The organism is Acidovorax radicis N35 (genome assembly GCF_000204195.1).
Taxonomy (GTDB): Bacteria; Pseudomonadota; Gammaproteobacteria; order Burkholderiales; family Burkholderiaceae_C; genus Acidovorax; species Acidovorax radicis.
This window is the reverse complement of the sequence record NZ_AFBG01000023.1, coordinates 229,890-244,864: the sequence shown is the minus strand read 5'-3', so window position 1 is coordinate 244,864 and position 14,975 is coordinate 229,890. Positions and strand designations below refer to the sequence as shown.

The window sequence follows — 14,975 nt, the reverse complement described above, 5'->3', positions numbered from 1 at the left end:
GCTGGTTGTGGCCCGCGTGAACAAATGCACGGCCGGCCCTTGCGATTGCCCTGCAGGGCCGGTGTGGAACCGGTCGTCAGCGCATGAAGGCGCTCAGCGCGTTGGCCGTGGCCTCGGGCAATTGCTCAGGGATGAAATGTCCTGCGGGCACGGCCTGGCCAGTCACCACGCCCGCACATTGCGCTTGCCACAGTGCCAGCGGATCGAAGAACCGGTGGACCACGCCGTGCTCTCCCCAGACCACCAGCGTGTCGCACGCGATCTTCTCGCCCTGGGCGCGGCCTGCGCGGTCGTGCGCGAGGTCGATGTCCGCGCTGGCGCGGTAGTCCTCGCACGCGGTGTGGATGGCCTCGGGCGTACAAAAGCAGCGCTCGTAGTCGGCCAGAGCCTGGGGCTCGATGTGGGCCAGGCCTGCGCTGCCCCAGCCGCCCAACTTGGCGTGCAGGTAGGCGCGGGCGTTGCCGCCGATCATGGTCTCAGGCAGCGGCGCGGGCTGGATCAGGTGGAACCAGTGGTAGTAGGCGCGCGCAAAGTCCATGTCGGTGCGGGCGTACATATCCAGCGTGGGGGCAATGTCGATGAGGCACAGCTTGCGCACACGCGCCGCGTGGTCCAGCGCCAGGCGGTGCGCCACGCGGCCGCCCCGGTCGTGGCCACACAGGTAGAAACTGTTGTGGCCCAGCGCGGTCATCACCTCGGCCATGTCCTGCGCCATGGCGCGTTTGCTGTAGTTGCTGTGGTCGGGCAGGCCGGGGGCGTGCGACGAGTCGCCATAGCCACGCAAATCGGGCATGACCAGGAAGTAGTCGCGCGCCAGCTGCTGCGCCACGCGGTGCCACAGCGCATGGGTTTGCGGAAAGCCGTGCAGCAAGAGCAGGGGCGGAGCGCCCACGGTGCCGCCAGTGCGTACAAAAATTTCCGCACCTGAGGTGGTGATGCGGTGGGTGGTGAAGCCGTCAAACCAGGGGGGTGTCGTTGTCATGAGGGAGGTTGTTGGTACGAACAGGTTGGATCAGGTCTTCTCTGCAATACGTTGTGCTGCCCCAGCCAGGGATGCCGAGCAAGGGCCGCCCCGCAGCGAGGGCGTCGCACCCCAGGGGAAGGCAGGCCGCGCCTCAGGCTGGGCACTATGCCAGCAGAAACCCCAGCAGCCGCTGCAGCGCATAGCGCACCGTGGCCGTGCGGATGGCGGCGCGGTCGCCTGCAAAGTGCTGCATCTCGCTGTGGGTTTCGCCATTCACGCACCAGGCAAACCACACCGTGCCCACGGGTTTGGCATCGCTGCCGCCCGTGGGGCCGGCCACGCCGGTCACGGCCAGGCTGACCTGTGCCTGGGAATGGGTGAGCGCCCCATCGGCCATGGCGCGGGCCACGGCTTCGCTCACGGCGCCGTCCTGTTCGATCATGGCGGCGGGCACGCCCAGCATCTCGACCTTGGCGGTGTTGGAGTAGGTGACAAAACCGCGCTCGAACCACTGGCTGGAGCCCGCCAGGTCGGTGCAGGCCGCTGCGATCATGCCGCCCGAGCAGCTCTCGGCGGTGGCCAGCAGGTGGCTGTGTTTCAGCAGCTGCAGGGAAATCTGTGTCAAATTGGCATCTAGCGCTGATGTATCAAGCGCCAGTAGCTCTTCATTCGATAGCGATGCGGTTGTCATAGGAACCTCCACACTGCAATGGCCAGCAGCGTACAGAAGGCTGCCACAAAGTCGTCCCACAAGATACCCCAGCCACCGCGCCAGCCAAAGCCCTTGAACAGGCTGTCGGCCCATCCCACCGGGCCGGGTTTGGCCGCATCAAAGAAGCGGAACAGCCCAAACGCCACCAGCTGCCCCCACCAGCCCATCGGCATCGCCAGCCACAGCACCAGCCAGAAGGCCACCACCTCGTCCCACACGATGCTGCCGGGGTCGGCCACTGCCATGTTGCGGGCGGTGGTGGTGCAGGCCCACCAGCCGACCAGGGTGCTCGCCACGATCACCAGTCCGATGGCGGCCGCCGACAGCCACTGCTGCAGCACCAGGTAGGCCAGCCACGCCCACAGCGTGCCCACCGTGCCCGGCGCCACGCGCGACAGCCCGGCGCCAAAACCCAGGGCGATGAAGTGGGCCGGATGAGAAAACATGAACGCCACGGTGGGGCGCCGAGGAGCGGGTGTGTGGGCGGAAGGAGAGCTGGGGGTCATATCAACAATCAACGGTGCTTCGTGCAACCCACGGCGTATAAAACTGGCGCGCACAAGGCCAGCGTACCCGTGGAACTGGCTTTGACAGGCCACCGGGTGCGTCCCCCTCCCGCGCAGCGAGAGAGGGGTGAAGGCGCGAAGCGCCTCAGGGGGTGCCTCATCATTTACTGGCGCTCTTGCAGCTCCACATCCTTGGGGAACCGGATGGTGTGCTCGGCGCTGAACGGCGCCGTGGCACCTGCGGCCAGCGCCTGCTGCCAGGCCACGGTGCCGGGTGTGCGGTTCCAGGCCGTGTCGGTGGGCTGGGGCTGGTAGCGCGATTCGACCTCGATCTTCTCGTTGCGTGACACCGGCGCGGCATGCAGCACCTGCAGCGTGATGCCGGTCTTGTGGCGGTTTTCCACGCTGTAGGCGCGGCGCGTCTTGCGCTCGGTGCGCGAGCCGGTAAAGCCGGTGCTGCCCGTCAGGTCCTGCACGGGCTCGGCGCGCACGGTGACGAGTTCATCGCGGCCAAACGACAGGCTGGTGCTGCCCACCGGGGCGCCCGCGCTGGGCGTGCCGAAGTCGATGCGCCCGTTGCCCACAAACGCGCCGTCGCGGTACAGGCCCGCAGGCCCGGCCGGCCACACGCCGGGCGGCTGGGCCATGTGGGCCACCAGGTAGGCAGCCTCTTCCACGGCCGGGGCGGTGCGGGTGATCAGCGTGGCGGGGGCCGTGTGGTTGCCCAGCGCCAGCGTCACACGCTGGCCACTCGATGGCACGGTGATGCGCTGCGGCACGGCGAATTCGGTGGCGAAACCCTTGTCGATCGCACTCACGTCGAAGCTGGGCTTGTCTTCCTCGACCGCGTTGCGCGCGAGCGCGGCGGGCGAGGGGGCCGGTGGGGCCATGGCCATCATGGGGGCCGTCGCGGGCATGGGGCGCGGCGGCGGGGCCACATCCAGTGTCCATTCACGCGGCAGGCGGCCCTGCGTGGCCCGACCCGGCTGGCCGGTCGACAGGGTCAGCTGCACGTTGCCCCAGTCCTCACCACTGTTCTGCGCCACCAGCGCCTGGCGCTCGATCAGCACGGTGGATTTGGTGGCGTCCAGCGTGGCGCGGTAGGTGGGCTGCCAGCCCGGGCCGCGCACCTGGTAGGACAGGCGCAGTTCGGCCTCGCGCTCGGTGGCCAGGTTGATGGTGACCGACACCACCCGTGCGCGCTGGCTGGCCACGCGGTCACGCTCGGCCACCAGGGGTTTGAGTGCCAGCTGCAACGCCTCTTGCTTGCGTTGGAGCTGGTGGCTGCGGGTGAAGCTGTCCTGGCCGGACTTGCGCAGCACGTCGGCGGTGGCGGCGATCTGCGCGGATGTGGGGATGGCGGCGCGCCCTGGGGCCGTCTCATCGCTGGTGCTGGTGTTGGCCACGCTGCGCAGGTAGCCATCCACCAGCTGCAGGGCCGAGGCCTCGGCCTTCACTCCGGCGATCTGGTCTTCCAGCTCGCGGATGCGGCCGTCCAGCGGGCTGGCGCAGGCCGCCACCACGTCGCGGTCTTCGGTCAGCACATTGAACTCGCCCACACGCACCGCGGGGTCGGCGTTGATCTGCAGGCTTTGCGCATCCAGCGACGCGGGCAGGCAGGCCAGCGTGAGGCTGCGTGCGCCAGCGGGCACCTTGGCCACACGCTCCACGGTGGCGCTGCCGGGGTAGACGGTGACGCGGGCAATGCGGGAGGTGTCCTGCGCCAGGGCCGGCGAGGCCGCGTTGCACAGCAGGGCCATGCCGACAAGGCACAGGGGCCGCAGCGGGTGAGGAGAGCGCAAGTGCAAGGCAAGGGGGGAATGGATCACGGGGCTCCTTGGGCGCGGTGGACAAAGGGAATGGGATGCTAGCAGCCACCGTGGCCGCGCACAGGTTCTTAGAACCTGTTCAAAATCTTTTCGGGGGTCGCGTTGGAGTGCAATCGGGATGAGTGGATGTTTCGGATGCGCCGCATGGGCTCATGCCCATGCAAGCGGCCGGGGCGTCCAATCGCCCGATTTCACTCCAACCCTTCGGGCAAGTGCCCTGCCGGGCGGTCTGCGGCGTTGCGGTGCTTGCCAATAGCCGAGCTATTGGCTGCGCCTCGCGCCTTGCATCCCATCCTGACAAGGCGCTTGCGCGACCCTGAAAAGATCTTGAACAGGTTCTTAAAGCACCCCTGGCACCTCTTCCGCCAGGAAGTCATACACCGCCCGGATTTTGCGGCTGGTGCGGATCTCCCGGTGCACCGTGAGCCAGATGGGCAGCTCGGGCAGGGGCAGCATGGGCAGCACGGCCACCACGCCGGGGTCGGTGCGGGCCAGGTAGTTGCCCACAAAGCCGATGCCCAGGCCCGCACGCACGGCCTCCCAGTAGGCCATGAGGTCGTCGGTGCGGAACGCAAAGTGCTGGCGTTCCACCGGGTAGCCCATGGCAGCAAAGCCCTGCAGGATGTCCTCGTGCCGGTCGTTGCCCACCAGCTCGTGCTGCAGCAGGTCGGGCGGCTGCCGGGGCGTGCCCTTGCGGCGCAGGTAGTCGCGGTGGGCATAGGCGCCCAGCGTCACCGCGCCGATGCGCTTGGCCACCAGGCTGGCCTGGTCGGGGCGCACCATGCGCAGGGCGATGTCGGCCTCGCGGCGCAGCAAGTTGGTGACCTGGTTGCTGGCCACCAGTTCCACCTGCACCTCGGGCAGCACCTGGCGCATCCGCGCCAGTACCGGCGGCAGCAGTGCGCAGGCCACAGGCTGGCTGGCGGTGATGCGCACGGTGCCGCTCACCCCTTCCTCGGCACCCGACACGCTGCGGGCCAGCTGGTGGGCGCTGGCCTCCATGGCGCGCGCGGATTCGGCCAGCCGCAGGGCCGTGGCGGTGGGCAATAAACCGCGCCCCGTGCGCTCGAACAGCACCACCCCCAGCTGCGATTCCAGCTCTGCAATGTGGCGGCCAATGGTGGGCTGGCTGGCATTGAGCACACGTGCCGCACCCAGCAGGCTGCCCTGGTCCAGCGCCGCCAGAAAGGACTGCACCAGGCTCCAGTCAAAGGTCTGATTCATGGCGATAGCGTGCCTGCAATGTGGGTACCGCAGAGCGGTTGGAGGTATTCAATTTTGCATTGCTGCTATGAATGGTTAGGCAATTGTGTAACGGCGCCTGCGTTTTCACAATCGCTCCATCCCTTGTGAATGGAGCCCTGACATGACCACCCATCCCTTTTCTCGCCCCTCCACGGACAACCCCTCCACCGTGCTGATCCTGGGCGCCCGGGGCCGGCTGGGCCTGGCGGCCGCCCGCGCCTTTGCCCAGGCGGGCTGGCAGGTGCTGGCCCAGGTGCGACCCGGCGCGCGCAGCCCTGCGCTGCCCGCCATTCCCGGTGTGTGGTGGATGCCCGTGGCGGTGGATGACACCGCCGCGCTGGCCGCCCAGGCGCAAGGTGCCCAGGTGGTGGTGCATGCGCTCAACCCCATCTACACGCACAAGGCCTGGCGCGAGCAGGCCCCCGCGCTGATGGAGGCTGCGATTGCCGTCTCGCGCCAGCTGCGCGCCACGCTGATGCTGCCCGGCAACGTCTACAACTTTGGCGAAGGCATGCCGCCCGTGCTGCACGAAGACACACCCCAGGCCGCCACGGGCTTCAAGGGCCGCATGCGGGTGCAATTGGAGCTGCGCCTGCAGGTTGCCACGCAAGGGGGCGACATGCGCGCCGTGGTGCTGCGCGCCGGGGACTTCTTTGGCAGTGGCACCGGCAGCTGGCTGGACCAGGCCATTGCCAAGGACCTGCCCCGGGGCCGCATCACCTGGCCCGGCCCGCTGGACGTAGCCACGCCCTGGGCCTATCTGCCCGACCTCGCCCGCACCTTCGTGCGCGTGGCGCAAGAGCGGGACCGGCTGGCCCCCTTCGAGTGCCTGCATTTCGCTGGGCACCACGTCACGGCGCAGCAGTGGCTGCACAGCTTCACGGCCATTGCGGCAGAGCAGGGCTGGTTGCCCGATGCGGGCGCGCTGCGGGTGGGGCAGTTGCCGTGGCCGCTGCTGCGCGTGATGGGGCTGGTGGCCCCCACGTTCGCTGCGCTGGCGGACATGCGCTATCTGTGGCGCACGCCCCACCGTCTGGACAACACCCGCCTGCGCGCGCTCATCGGCGACGAGCCCCACACCCCCTTCGATCAGGCCGTGCGCCAGGCGCTGGCAGATTTGGGGCTCGTGGCCTTGCGTTCGACCCGCGCTGCGCTGGCCTGACGACACCACCTTTGAACCACCGGAGTCTTCTCATGAACCGTCGCAACTTCATTCGTTTGGCAGGGGGTGGCACCATCGCCGCCGCCACCACCGGCACGCTGGTCGCCTGCGGCGCCGTGAGCTCGAACTATCCCGCCCAGGCGGTCGAGGCCTGGCAGGGCCCTGTGGGCGAGACCGATGTGCGCCGCCGGGCGGTGGCCTACGCCATCACCGCGCCCAATTCGCACAACCTGCAGCCCTGGCTGGTGGACTTGCGCGAGAGCGGTGTCATCACCCTGCGCACCGACCCTGCGCGGGTGCTGCCACAGACGGATCCGTGGGGGCGCCAGATCCTTATCGGCCATGGCGCGTTTCTGGAGCTGCTGGTGATGGCGCTGGCTCAGCAAGGCGTGGCCAGCGAGGTGTTGCTGTGGCCACAGGGCGAGATGCCTGCGGCCCTGAAGGACTGGGACGACCGTCCCGTGGCGCGCATCACCCTCAAGCCTGGTGGCCAGCCCGACCCGCTGTTTGCGCAGGTGCTGCTGCGCCGCACGCCCAAGACGGATTTCGATACCACCCGGGCCATCGCGCCCGGGGTGCTGGCCCAGTTGCTGGGCAGCGCCCCGGCTGAAGCCCCGCTGCGCGTGGGCGGCACCGTCAGCGCCGACCAGTTGCCCGCGCTGCGCACGCTGTGCTGGGAATCTGCCCGGGTAGAGCTGCTCACGCCGCGCACCATGATGGAAAGCATCCACCTCACGCGTGTCGGGCCGGGGGAAATCCTGCAGCACCGCGACGGCATCTCGCTCAACTCGCCGTTCGTGCGCGCGGTGTCGGCGCTGGGCATGTTCGACCGCTCGGCGCCACCCGTCGAAGGCAGCGCAGCCTACAAAAGCGCCATGGGCCGCTTTGAAGGGCACAGCCGCACGGCCATGGGTTTTGTGTGGATCACCGGCCCCAACACGCGCAGCGACCAAGTCCACACCGGCCGCCTCTATGTGCGCCAGCAGCTGCAGGCCACGGCGCTCGGCGTGGGCATGCACCCGATGAGCCAGGCCGTGCAGGAGTTTGCCGAGATGGCCCCGCACTTCGAGCGTGTGCACCAGCTGGTGCTGGGGCTGCCCGCGCCGCGCACGCCACAGGACGCCACCGTGCAGATGTTCTGCCGCATCGGCTACCCCGAAGGCGAGGTGCCTGCCACACCCCGCAGGCCCCTCGCGCGTTTTGTGCGGACTTGACTCCGAGGAGGGCAGCCCCCGCGCAGATTGCTGATGCAGATCAACCCTCGGGCACCAGCCGCCACGCTTTGCCGCCTCTTCACACTCCGTTCAGGTGGCGTTCATCGCGGGTTTCTATATTTGCTGCATTGCAACAAATAGTTGGGACTGGTGATGTGGAAGAAGGTCTTGGGGGGCTCCCTGGCGCTGGCATTGGCGGCGTGGCTGCTGGCACTGTGGGTGCCCCAGCCCGCGCCGCCCGCGTGGGGCGATGTCTGGTGGTGGCGCAACCAGCTGATCCTGCTCACCGGCGTGGCGGCCTGGGCGCTGATGTCGCTGATCATGGTGCTGGCCGTGCGGCCCGCGTGGCTGGAAAAGCCGTTGGACGGCCTGGACAAGAGCTACCGCCTGCACAAGTGGGCGGGCATTGGCGCGATTGTGCTGGGGTTGGTGCACTACGGGCTGCAACTCTCGCGCAGCCTGCTGGCCGACTGGGTGGGTCGCCCGGTGCGCACGCCGCGCGCAGACTGGTGGCTCAACACCTTCCGCCACCTGGCCGAGGAGATGGGGGAGTGGGCCGTGTGGTTCCTGGCGGCCATGCTGGTCATCACGCTGTGGCAGCGGTTCCCGTACCACGTGTGGCGTTACCTGCACAAGCTGCTGGCCGTGGTGTACCTGGTGCTGGCTTTCCATGCCGTGGTGCTCACGCCGCCTGTCTGGTGGGCGCAGCCAGCGGGCGTTCTGGTGGGCCTGTGCTCGCTGGTGGGGGTGTTGTGTGCCGTGCGCTCGCTGGCCGGGGCCATCGGGCGCAGCCGCCGCCATGCGGCCCGCGTGGGCAGCGTGTTGCCACAAGGGGCCAGCGTGCTGGAGGTGACCTGCCAGGTCAGCCCTGGCAGCGCCTGGCGGCACACGGCGGGGCAGTTTGCGTTTGTCACCTTTGGCCGTGCCGAGGGGGCACACCCCTTCACCCTGCTCAATGCCGACCAAGGCGATGGCGTGCTGCGGTTTGCCATCAAGGCGTTGGGCGACCACACGGGCCAGTTGCCTCTGCAAGTCCATCTGGGGCAGCAGGTAGGCATCGAGGGGCCATATGGCTGTTTTGACTTTCGCAGCGACAGCGCACCGGAGCAGGTGTGGGTGGCCGCAGGCATCGGCGCCACGCCGTTCATGGCCTGGCTCGAATCCCTGCAGTCCACACCCGCGCTGGCACCCCGGGTGCATCTGTACTACTGCGTGCGCCATGCGGGCGAGGCGGTGTTTGCCGACCGCATGGCCGCACTGTGCGCCCGCTTGCCCAGCGTGACGCTGGAGACGCACTACAGTGACGACGCCGGGCCCGTGACACCGGCAGCGCTGCTGGCAGGCACCAGCCAGACGGCGAGTGTGTGGTTCTGCGGGCCGCAGGGTTTTGCCGAGGCGGTGCGCCGGGGCATGGAGCACCTGGGGCGCTCGCCTGCGCGCTTTCACCAGGAGCTGTTCCAGATGCGCTGAGGCGGGTTTCTCGCGCCAGCGCTCGAGCACGGTGCGGGCGGCTTTTGGCTGCAGTCCATTCCACCGGCGCGCGGCCTGTCCTGGTGCGGGAGATGTGAGCCATTTTGCCTTCCAGCGCTTTCTGGGAAAGCGCAAAATGCTATATAAATAATAGCAAATTGCGCAGAGCCAGTGGTCACGCCACCGGTGCCACGAACGCGATCAGCCGGCCCATGCGCCGTATCCACTCGGCCGTGACGATGAACTGGGGCTTGTCCTTCTTCACGTACGGCGGCACTTCGGGCGGGTTGTCGGCCGGGTAGGGCGAGGTGTCGTACACATCGCCCACGTGCTTGCTGCGGTAGGCCGTGCCGGTGTAGGGGGCGGTGGGGCCGTCGGCCAGGTAGGGGTTCACGATCTCGGGCACGGGCGATGTCCAGTAGTTGCGGGTGCCCAGCTCGGTCAGCAGCGTGGCGACTTCCGTGTCGGGCACGGCGGGTGTGGCCATGACCGCACCAGTGAACAAATCCGGAAAGTCCACCTCGCGGATCGAGAAGTACTTGGGCAGCGCTTTGCCGCCGCCTGTCACCTTGAGCGGCGAGCGCGCCGCCAGCTCGGCCACGGCCGCGTCCGTCATGCCGCTGAGCTTGGCGTACGTGGCCTCCAGCCCAGCAATGTCGATGGGACGGCCGGCCGAGTAGTGGCTCACGGTGTTGGTGTAGTTCTTGTCGTAGTAGTAGGCGCCGTTGTGGATGTTGGAGCCGTAGCGGTGCACGTACAGGCCATCGTTCGTACCCAGCTCGACAAAGGTGGGGTGGGTGCGGCCACCGCCCAGCAGCGGGTTCACCGTGGCGGCATCGGCCGGCAGCGGGCAGCTCTTGAGCCACGCAATCGCCTCGGGCAGGCGCGCCAGGTACTTGCGGTCGCCGGTGAGCTGGAAGTAGTTGAACATCTGGCGGATGTTGGTCTGCGTGGTGTGCGTGGCCAGCGAGCGGGGCTCGTAGCTGCGGGCACCGGCGGGCGAGCCGGCAGGCCGGCCGTCCCTTTCGCGGGAGAGGTGCTGCAGCCCCCAGCCGGCCTGCTGGCCGGGCTGCTGCATCAGGCGCATGCACTCCATCGCGCGGTTGATGGGGGCGATCAGGCGCGTCTCGCCCAGCGCCATCACGCACAGGGTGAGGAACTTGATGTTCTCGCCCATCACGTCGTCGTTGAAGGTCACGTGCAGCGTGTAGTCGCCGTCGTCCATGCCGGCCTTGGCACCGGCGGGCAACTGCGATGCGTTGGGCAGCGGCATGCTGCTGACGGCGCCTGGGAAGTGCGGGAACCGCTGCGGCCAGCCACCATTGGCCACGCCGTACTCGGGACCGAACTGCGCGTTGAGCACGAAGTCGATGGCCTTTTGCACGGCCGGCAGGTAGCGGGCCTCGCGCCGCTCCAGGTACATGCGCAGCAGAAACTGCGAGGCCACGGCCGTGCCCGCGTCGTCGAACGTGGCGTTGCCGTAGTAGTGCTGAAATTCTTCGAGCCGCCAGCCGTTCTTGCCGATGGTGTCGTACCACTTTTTCAGCGACGCCTCGCCCGCGAAGTCGTGGATGTAGTTCCACCCGCCCGAGCTGTGCTGCGCGGCCATGATGGCCGTGGCGGTGCGCTCGGCCGCGCGCCAGTGGCGTTCGTCGCCGGTGGCGTGGTAGGCGTCCAGGTACACATGGCCCACCGACGGCGTGCCCGGCGGCTGGATCCAGCACATGGTGCGATAGGCCTCCATCTCGCCGAAGGTCTGCTTCAGGTCCGGCGAATACGACCACACGTAGCCGCCCTGGTAGGACACGGTGTCGTCCATGTAGTGCGTGGCCCGCTTCAGGGCGTCGGCAGCGTCGGCCTTGGGGCCGGGCGGAAAGGTGGGCGCGGGGTCGTCGCTGCCGCCGCCGCAGGCGCTCAGCAGCAGGGGGGCCAGGGCACTCAGGGTGAAGTCTCTGCGCTTCATCGTCATTGGGATGTCTCCTCGTTGGATGGCAAGGGTTCTGGAAAGGGAGAAGCGGGCGCGCCCTGCTGCCACCAAGGCAATCGGCCCGGGCCACACGGCGTCTTGACAACAGACGTCGTACAACTTGGCGCGGATTTTGGGCGCGTGTTTTCATCCGATCACTGGCGTTTACCCCAATCAGGCAGATGGCCAGGTAGCCGCAAAATCGGGCGCGAAGGGGCTGTTGCGTTGGGTCGAAAAGCCTTTGAAAGCCGCATGAATACTGGAAGTATTCGGGTTTTTCAAAGACCAGTTGGAGACCTTTGTACCTACGAGGGCGCGAGCCTGCGCCGCCTTGGGTTCGGTGTAGAAATTTGTGATTATTTGTACGACGTCAGATGATGACGTTAACAATGCATCGCACAACAACAGGATGGAGGGACAGACATGCACAAGGGACTGAGAGTGGGTGGGTTGTTGGTGGCAGCGTTGCTGTGCGCAGGCGCTGCGTGGGGCCAGACCAAGCTGCGCGCGTGGAACATCCACCCCGACGGCTACCCCGTCACCGAGGCCATGAAAAGTTTTGCGCAGCAGGTGGGCAAGGCCACGCAGGGGCGTTACCAGATCGAGGTGTTCTCCAACGCCACCCTGGGCGATCAGCCCAAGGCCGTGCAGATGCTCAAGAGCGGCGAGATCGACATCGCCGAGTTCAGCTCGGGCCCGCTGTCCGATGCGGTGCCCGGCATCAAGGTGCTGAACCTGCCGTTCCTCTTCACCGACTCGGCCCACATGTTTCGCCACCTGGACGGCGCTCTGGGGCAGCGCTTTGCCGCCAACCTGCAATCGGCCGGCTTTGTGGTGCTGGGCTGGTACGACGGTGGCGGGCGTTCGTTCTACTGCGCCCACCGCTCGCCCGCCACCATCCGCGACCTGGCGGGGGCTTCCATCCGCGTGCAGCAGTCGGAGATCTATACCGAGATGGTCAAGCTGCTCGACGCGAAGCCGGTGGCGATGCCCTTCAAGGAGGTGCTGGGCGGTTTCGAGAAAGGCACCATCGACTGCGCCGAGAACAACATGCCGTCGTACGAGTCCACCGGCCACTACAAGCTGGCCAAAAACGTGTATGTGACCAACCACGTGATCTCGCCCGAGGCGCTGGTGGTGTCCACCGCGCTGTGGGCCAAGCTCTCGGCCGAGGACCGCAAGGCCTTTGCCGACGCGGGTGCGCAGTCGGCCTTGCTGATGCGCGAGCTGTGGAACAAGCGCGTGGCCCAGGCGCTGGAGACCACCGCCAAGCAGGGCTCGCAGTTCGTGCGCGTGAAGGACGTCTCGCCCTTCGTGCGGCGCATGGCCCCGCTTTACTCCAAATACATGGCCGACCCGACCACGCGGGAGGAGCTGCTGACCATCATTGCGAAGTAGGCTTCGCGCCGGAGCTTGCGTGAGGCCTGGCTTTTCAGGCCATGAACGGTGGGCCGTGGGGTTGCAGGCACATGGGCCGCTCGTCGAATGCCAGCCAGCCCAGCGCGTCGCAGAGCGACTGCACCCACGGGGTGTAGTCGGTGCGCAGCGAGCAGTGCATGGCGAGCGGGCCTTCGGACACGTCTTCGGGGAGATGGAATTCCACCCCGTGGCCCAGCACCGTGGCGTGGCCCCAGGTGGGCAGGGCCCATTCCAGGCCGGGCACCATCTGCGCGAGCGATGTTTTGATGTGATCGATGTCGCGCAGCACCAGCACCGTGTCGGGTGAGAGCTCGTCGGTGGACAGCGGCAACCTTGCGGGCTGGAAGAACAGGTAGGTATAAGCCATGGAGTGCGATGTTGCACCTTGTTGCACGGGCCGCGCGCAAGCCCGGAGCCCGCTGCGTGAACTATTGCGCAGCAGGGCCGATTGCCTGACGGGGCCTCAGCGACCCGCTTGCGCAGGCGGCAGCAGGTACTCGCGCACCAGGGCCCTGGCACGGTGCAGCCGACTCTTGGCCGCCTCGCGCGTGGTGCCCAGGCGCCCGGCCATCTCCTCGATCGTGAGTTCCTCGAAGTCGCGCATCAGGAGGGCATCGCGGTAGATCGGTGGCAGCGAATCGATGGCCAGGGCCAGGTCGTGGCGCAGCTCATGGTCGGGGCGGTGCGACCAGGCGAGGTTGTCTTCGACTTGCGCCAGTGGCTCGGCCTTGAGCCACGCCAGCATCGGCCGCATGCACAGGCGCTGCACGATGCGCACCACCCAGCCACCAAACGCCGCCGCCTCGCGCAGCGCGCCCACGCGGCGGTACACGATGATGAGCGCCTCCTGCACCACGTCGTCGGTGGCCGTGGTAGCTGCGCAATGGCGCAGCGCATAGCGGCGGATGTCGGGGCGGGTGAGGCGCAGCAGCTGCTCCATCGCCACGGCGTCGCCGCTGCGCGCGGCGGGCAGCAGCTGGGCGAGTGTGGGTGCGGTCATGGTTTTGGTCCTCCACAGCGCATTGCGCCACCCGCAGCTTGTGAAACCGATGCGACCCCTGCGCGGGCAGCCGCGCAAGGGCCGCTCCGCCGCGCTGGCTGCGGTCCCCTGCCCACGCACAGCGTGAGAGCGGGGGTGAAGGCGCGAAGCGACTCAGGGGGGTGTTGTTTCATGTCATTCAACAGGCTTGCGGCCCACCATGGCGCAGGCGGGGCAGTAGCCGAATGCGCCGCTCAGGATGCTGCCCACGCCCGAGGCGGCCAGCGCAAGTCCCAGCGGCGATGCGGCCAGCCACCAGAGGCCCGCGGCGATGAGGGCGACGCCCCCAACAACGCGCAGCAGGCTTTCGGGGCGGGTGATGTTCTTGCGGTACAGCATGGGAATTGGCTCCTTGGTCGGTTGAAGGAGGTGCCAACACAGGGCGCCTCCACCACCAAGAGCCACGGGCTTCGCAAAAGGATTCATGGGTTGCGAAAAATTTTTTGCTGGTCACGGCTGCCCGTTACGGGAAATGGTCAAACGAGGCGTAGCGCTTGTCTACCGGTTGGCCCTGTGCATCCACCAATTGCAGGCCAGGTGTGGCCAGCACCGTGCCGATGCGGGTGACGGGCGTGCTGCTTGCCTGCGACGCGGCGGCCACCGCGTCACGCTGTGCGGGCGGGGCGGTGAAGGCCAGCTCGTAGTCGTCGCCGCCTGCCAGCGTGCATTGATGTATCAATTCAGCATCAAATAGGCCGCTAGCGCTTGATGGATAAGCGCTAGCAGCTATCAGTTTTGAAGTGATGTGCGTGTCGATCCGGGCCCCTACACCTGAGGCCTTGAGGATGTGCGACAGGTCGCCCAGCAGCCCGTCGCTCACATCCATGGCGCTGCTGGCCACGCCGCGCAGGGCCAGGCCCAGGGCCACACGCGGGGTGGGGCGCTCCAGCCGCTGGCGCGCGCGGGCCAGCACGTCGGCGGGCAGGGGGGGGTGGCCCAGCAGGGCTTCCAGCGCGAGGCGGGCGTCGCCCAAGGTGCCGCTCACGTAGATATCGTCGCCGGGCCGCGCGCCGCTGCGCAGCAGGGCCTGGCCGGGGGGTACCTCGCCAAACACGGTGATGCAGATGTTGAGTGGGCCCTGCGTGGTGTCGCCCCCCACCAGCTCGCAGCCGTGGGCATCGGCCAGCGCCCACATCCCGCGCGAGAAGCCTTCCAGCCAGGCCTCATCCACGCGGGGTAGTGACAAGGCCAGGGTGAAGGCCAGCGGGCGGGCGCCACAGGCCGCCAGGTCCGACAGGTTCACTGCGAGCGCCTTGTGGCCCAGGGCTTCGGGGTCCACGTCCGCAAAGAAGTGGCGGCCTTCCACCAGCATGTCGCTGGAGATGGCCAGCTGCATGCCGGGCGCGGGCGCCAGCAGTGCGCAGTCGTCTCCCACGCCGAGGGCCACGGCGCCGCCGGGGCGTGCGGGGCGCGTGAAGTAACGTGCAATCAGGTCGAATTCACCCACGG

General features: G+C 67.9%; 14 protein-coding genes. 4 read left to right on the top strand and 10 right to left on the bottom strand.

The window, feature by feature from the left end; genetic code table 11:
- Positions 1–76 precede the first annotated feature (76 nt).
- From ARADN35_RS0123075 to ARADN35_RS0123055, 5 genes are all read right to left on the bottom strand, one after another.
- Positions 77–982 carry an alpha/beta fold hydrolase gene (locus ARADN35_RS0123075; RefSeq protein ID WP_010466417.1) on the bottom strand — a complete coding sequence of 302 codons (906 nt, stop codon included), beginning with the start codon at positions 980–982 and terminating at the stop codon, positions 77–79.
- Between the two features lie 145 nt (positions 983–1,127).
- On the bottom strand, positions 1,128–1,655 hold the full coding sequence (locus tag ARADN35_RS0123070; RefSeq protein ID WP_029414329.1) for a CinA family protein: 528 nt from the start codon (positions 1,653–1,655) through the stop codon (positions 1,128–1,130).
- On the bottom strand, positions 1,652–2,182 hold the full coding sequence (locus tag ARADN35_RS0123065) for a phosphatidylglycerophosphatase A family protein (RefSeq protein WP_029414328.1): 531 nt from the start codon (positions 2,180–2,182) through the stop codon (positions 1,652–1,654). The genes ARADN35_RS0123070 and ARADN35_RS0123065 overlap by 4 nt, the downstream gene beginning before the upstream one ends.
- Before the next feature lie 164 nt (positions 2,183–2,346).
- Positions 2,347–3,942: a DUF4139 domain-containing protein gene (locus tag ARADN35_RS0123060; protein ID WP_010466414.1), complete on the bottom strand. Its 1,596-nt coding sequence runs from the start codon at positions 3,940–3,942 to the stop codon at positions 2,347–2,349.
- Positions 3,943–4,350: 408 nt separating this feature from the next.
- Positions 4,351–5,235: a LysR family transcriptional regulator gene (locus tag ARADN35_RS0123055; protein ID WP_010466413.1), complete on the bottom strand. Its 885-nt coding sequence runs from the start codon at positions 5,233–5,235 to the stop codon at positions 4,351–4,353.
- Between the two features lie 142 nt (positions 5,236–5,377).
- Here ARADN35_RS0123055 and ARADN35_RS0123050 point away from each other — a divergent pair, with 142 nt between their 5' ends.
- From ARADN35_RS0123050 to ARADN35_RS0123040, 3 genes are all read left to right on the top strand, one after another.
- A complete protein-coding gene (locus ARADN35_RS0123050; RefSeq protein WP_010466412.1) occupies positions 5,378–6,418 on the top strand; it encodes an NAD-dependent epimerase/dehydratase family protein in 1,041 nt (346 codons plus the stop codon).
- 32 nt (positions 6,419–6,450) lie between these two features.
- A complete protein-coding gene (locus ARADN35_RS0123045) occupies positions 6,451–7,632 on the top strand; it encodes an Acg family FMN-binding oxidoreductase (RefSeq protein ID WP_010466411.1) in 1,182 nt (393 codons plus the stop codon).
- Between the two features lie 153 nt (positions 7,633–7,785).
- Positions 7,786–9,102, top strand: a complete 1,317-nt coding sequence (locus ARADN35_RS0123040) for a ferredoxin reductase family protein (protein ID WP_050812569.1) — start codon at positions 7,786–7,788, stop codon at positions 9,100–9,102.
- Positions 9,103–9,277: 175 nt separating this feature from the next.
- Here the strand turns inward: ARADN35_RS0123040 and ARADN35_RS0123035 are convergent, their stop codons facing one another.
- Positions 9,278–11,071, bottom strand: a complete 1,794-nt coding sequence (locus tag ARADN35_RS0123035) for a pectate lyase (RefSeq protein WP_010466409.1) — start codon at positions 11,069–11,071, stop codon at positions 9,278–9,280.
- Between the two features lie 420 nt (positions 11,072–11,491).
- Here ARADN35_RS0123035 and ARADN35_RS0123030 point away from each other — a divergent pair, with 420 nt between their 5' ends.
- Positions 11,492–12,466, top strand: a complete 975-nt coding sequence (locus ARADN35_RS0123030; protein ID WP_010466408.1) for a TRAP transporter substrate-binding protein — start codon at positions 11,492–11,494, stop codon at positions 12,464–12,466.
- Between the two features lie 34 nt (positions 12,467–12,500).
- On the opposite strand, the gene ARADN35_RS0123025 is transcribed toward ARADN35_RS0123030, so the two are convergent.
- The 4 genes from ARADN35_RS0123025 to thiL all read right to left on the bottom strand — a co-directional run bounded on the left by ARADN35_RS0123025 (position 12,501) and on the right by thiL (position 14,973).
- The gene (locus ARADN35_RS0123025; RefSeq protein ID WP_010466407.1) at positions 12,501–12,854 is read right to left on the bottom strand and encodes a hypothetical protein; all 354 of its coding nucleotides are present in this window, start codon (positions 12,852–12,854) and stop codon (positions 12,501–12,503) included.
- A 96-nt stretch (positions 12,855–12,950) separates the two neighbouring features.
- Positions 12,951–13,487, bottom strand: coding sequence for an RNA polymerase sigma factor (locus tag ARADN35_RS0123020; protein ID WP_010466406.1), 537 nt, complete (start codon positions 13,485–13,487; stop codon positions 12,951–12,953).
- A gap of 174 nt (positions 13,488–13,661) precedes the next feature.
- Positions 13,662–13,865, bottom strand: coding sequence for a YgaP family membrane protein (locus tag ARADN35_RS0123015; protein WP_010466405.1), 204 nt, complete (start codon positions 13,863–13,865; stop codon positions 13,662–13,664).
- A 124-nt stretch (positions 13,866–13,989) separates the two neighbouring features.
- The gene (gene thiL / locus ARADN35_RS0123010; protein WP_010466404.1) at positions 13,990–14,973 is read right to left on the bottom strand and encodes a thiamine-phosphate kinase; all 984 of its coding nucleotides are present in this window, start codon (positions 14,971–14,973) and stop codon (positions 13,990–13,992) included.
- Positions 14,974–14,975: the final 2 nt, after the last annotated feature.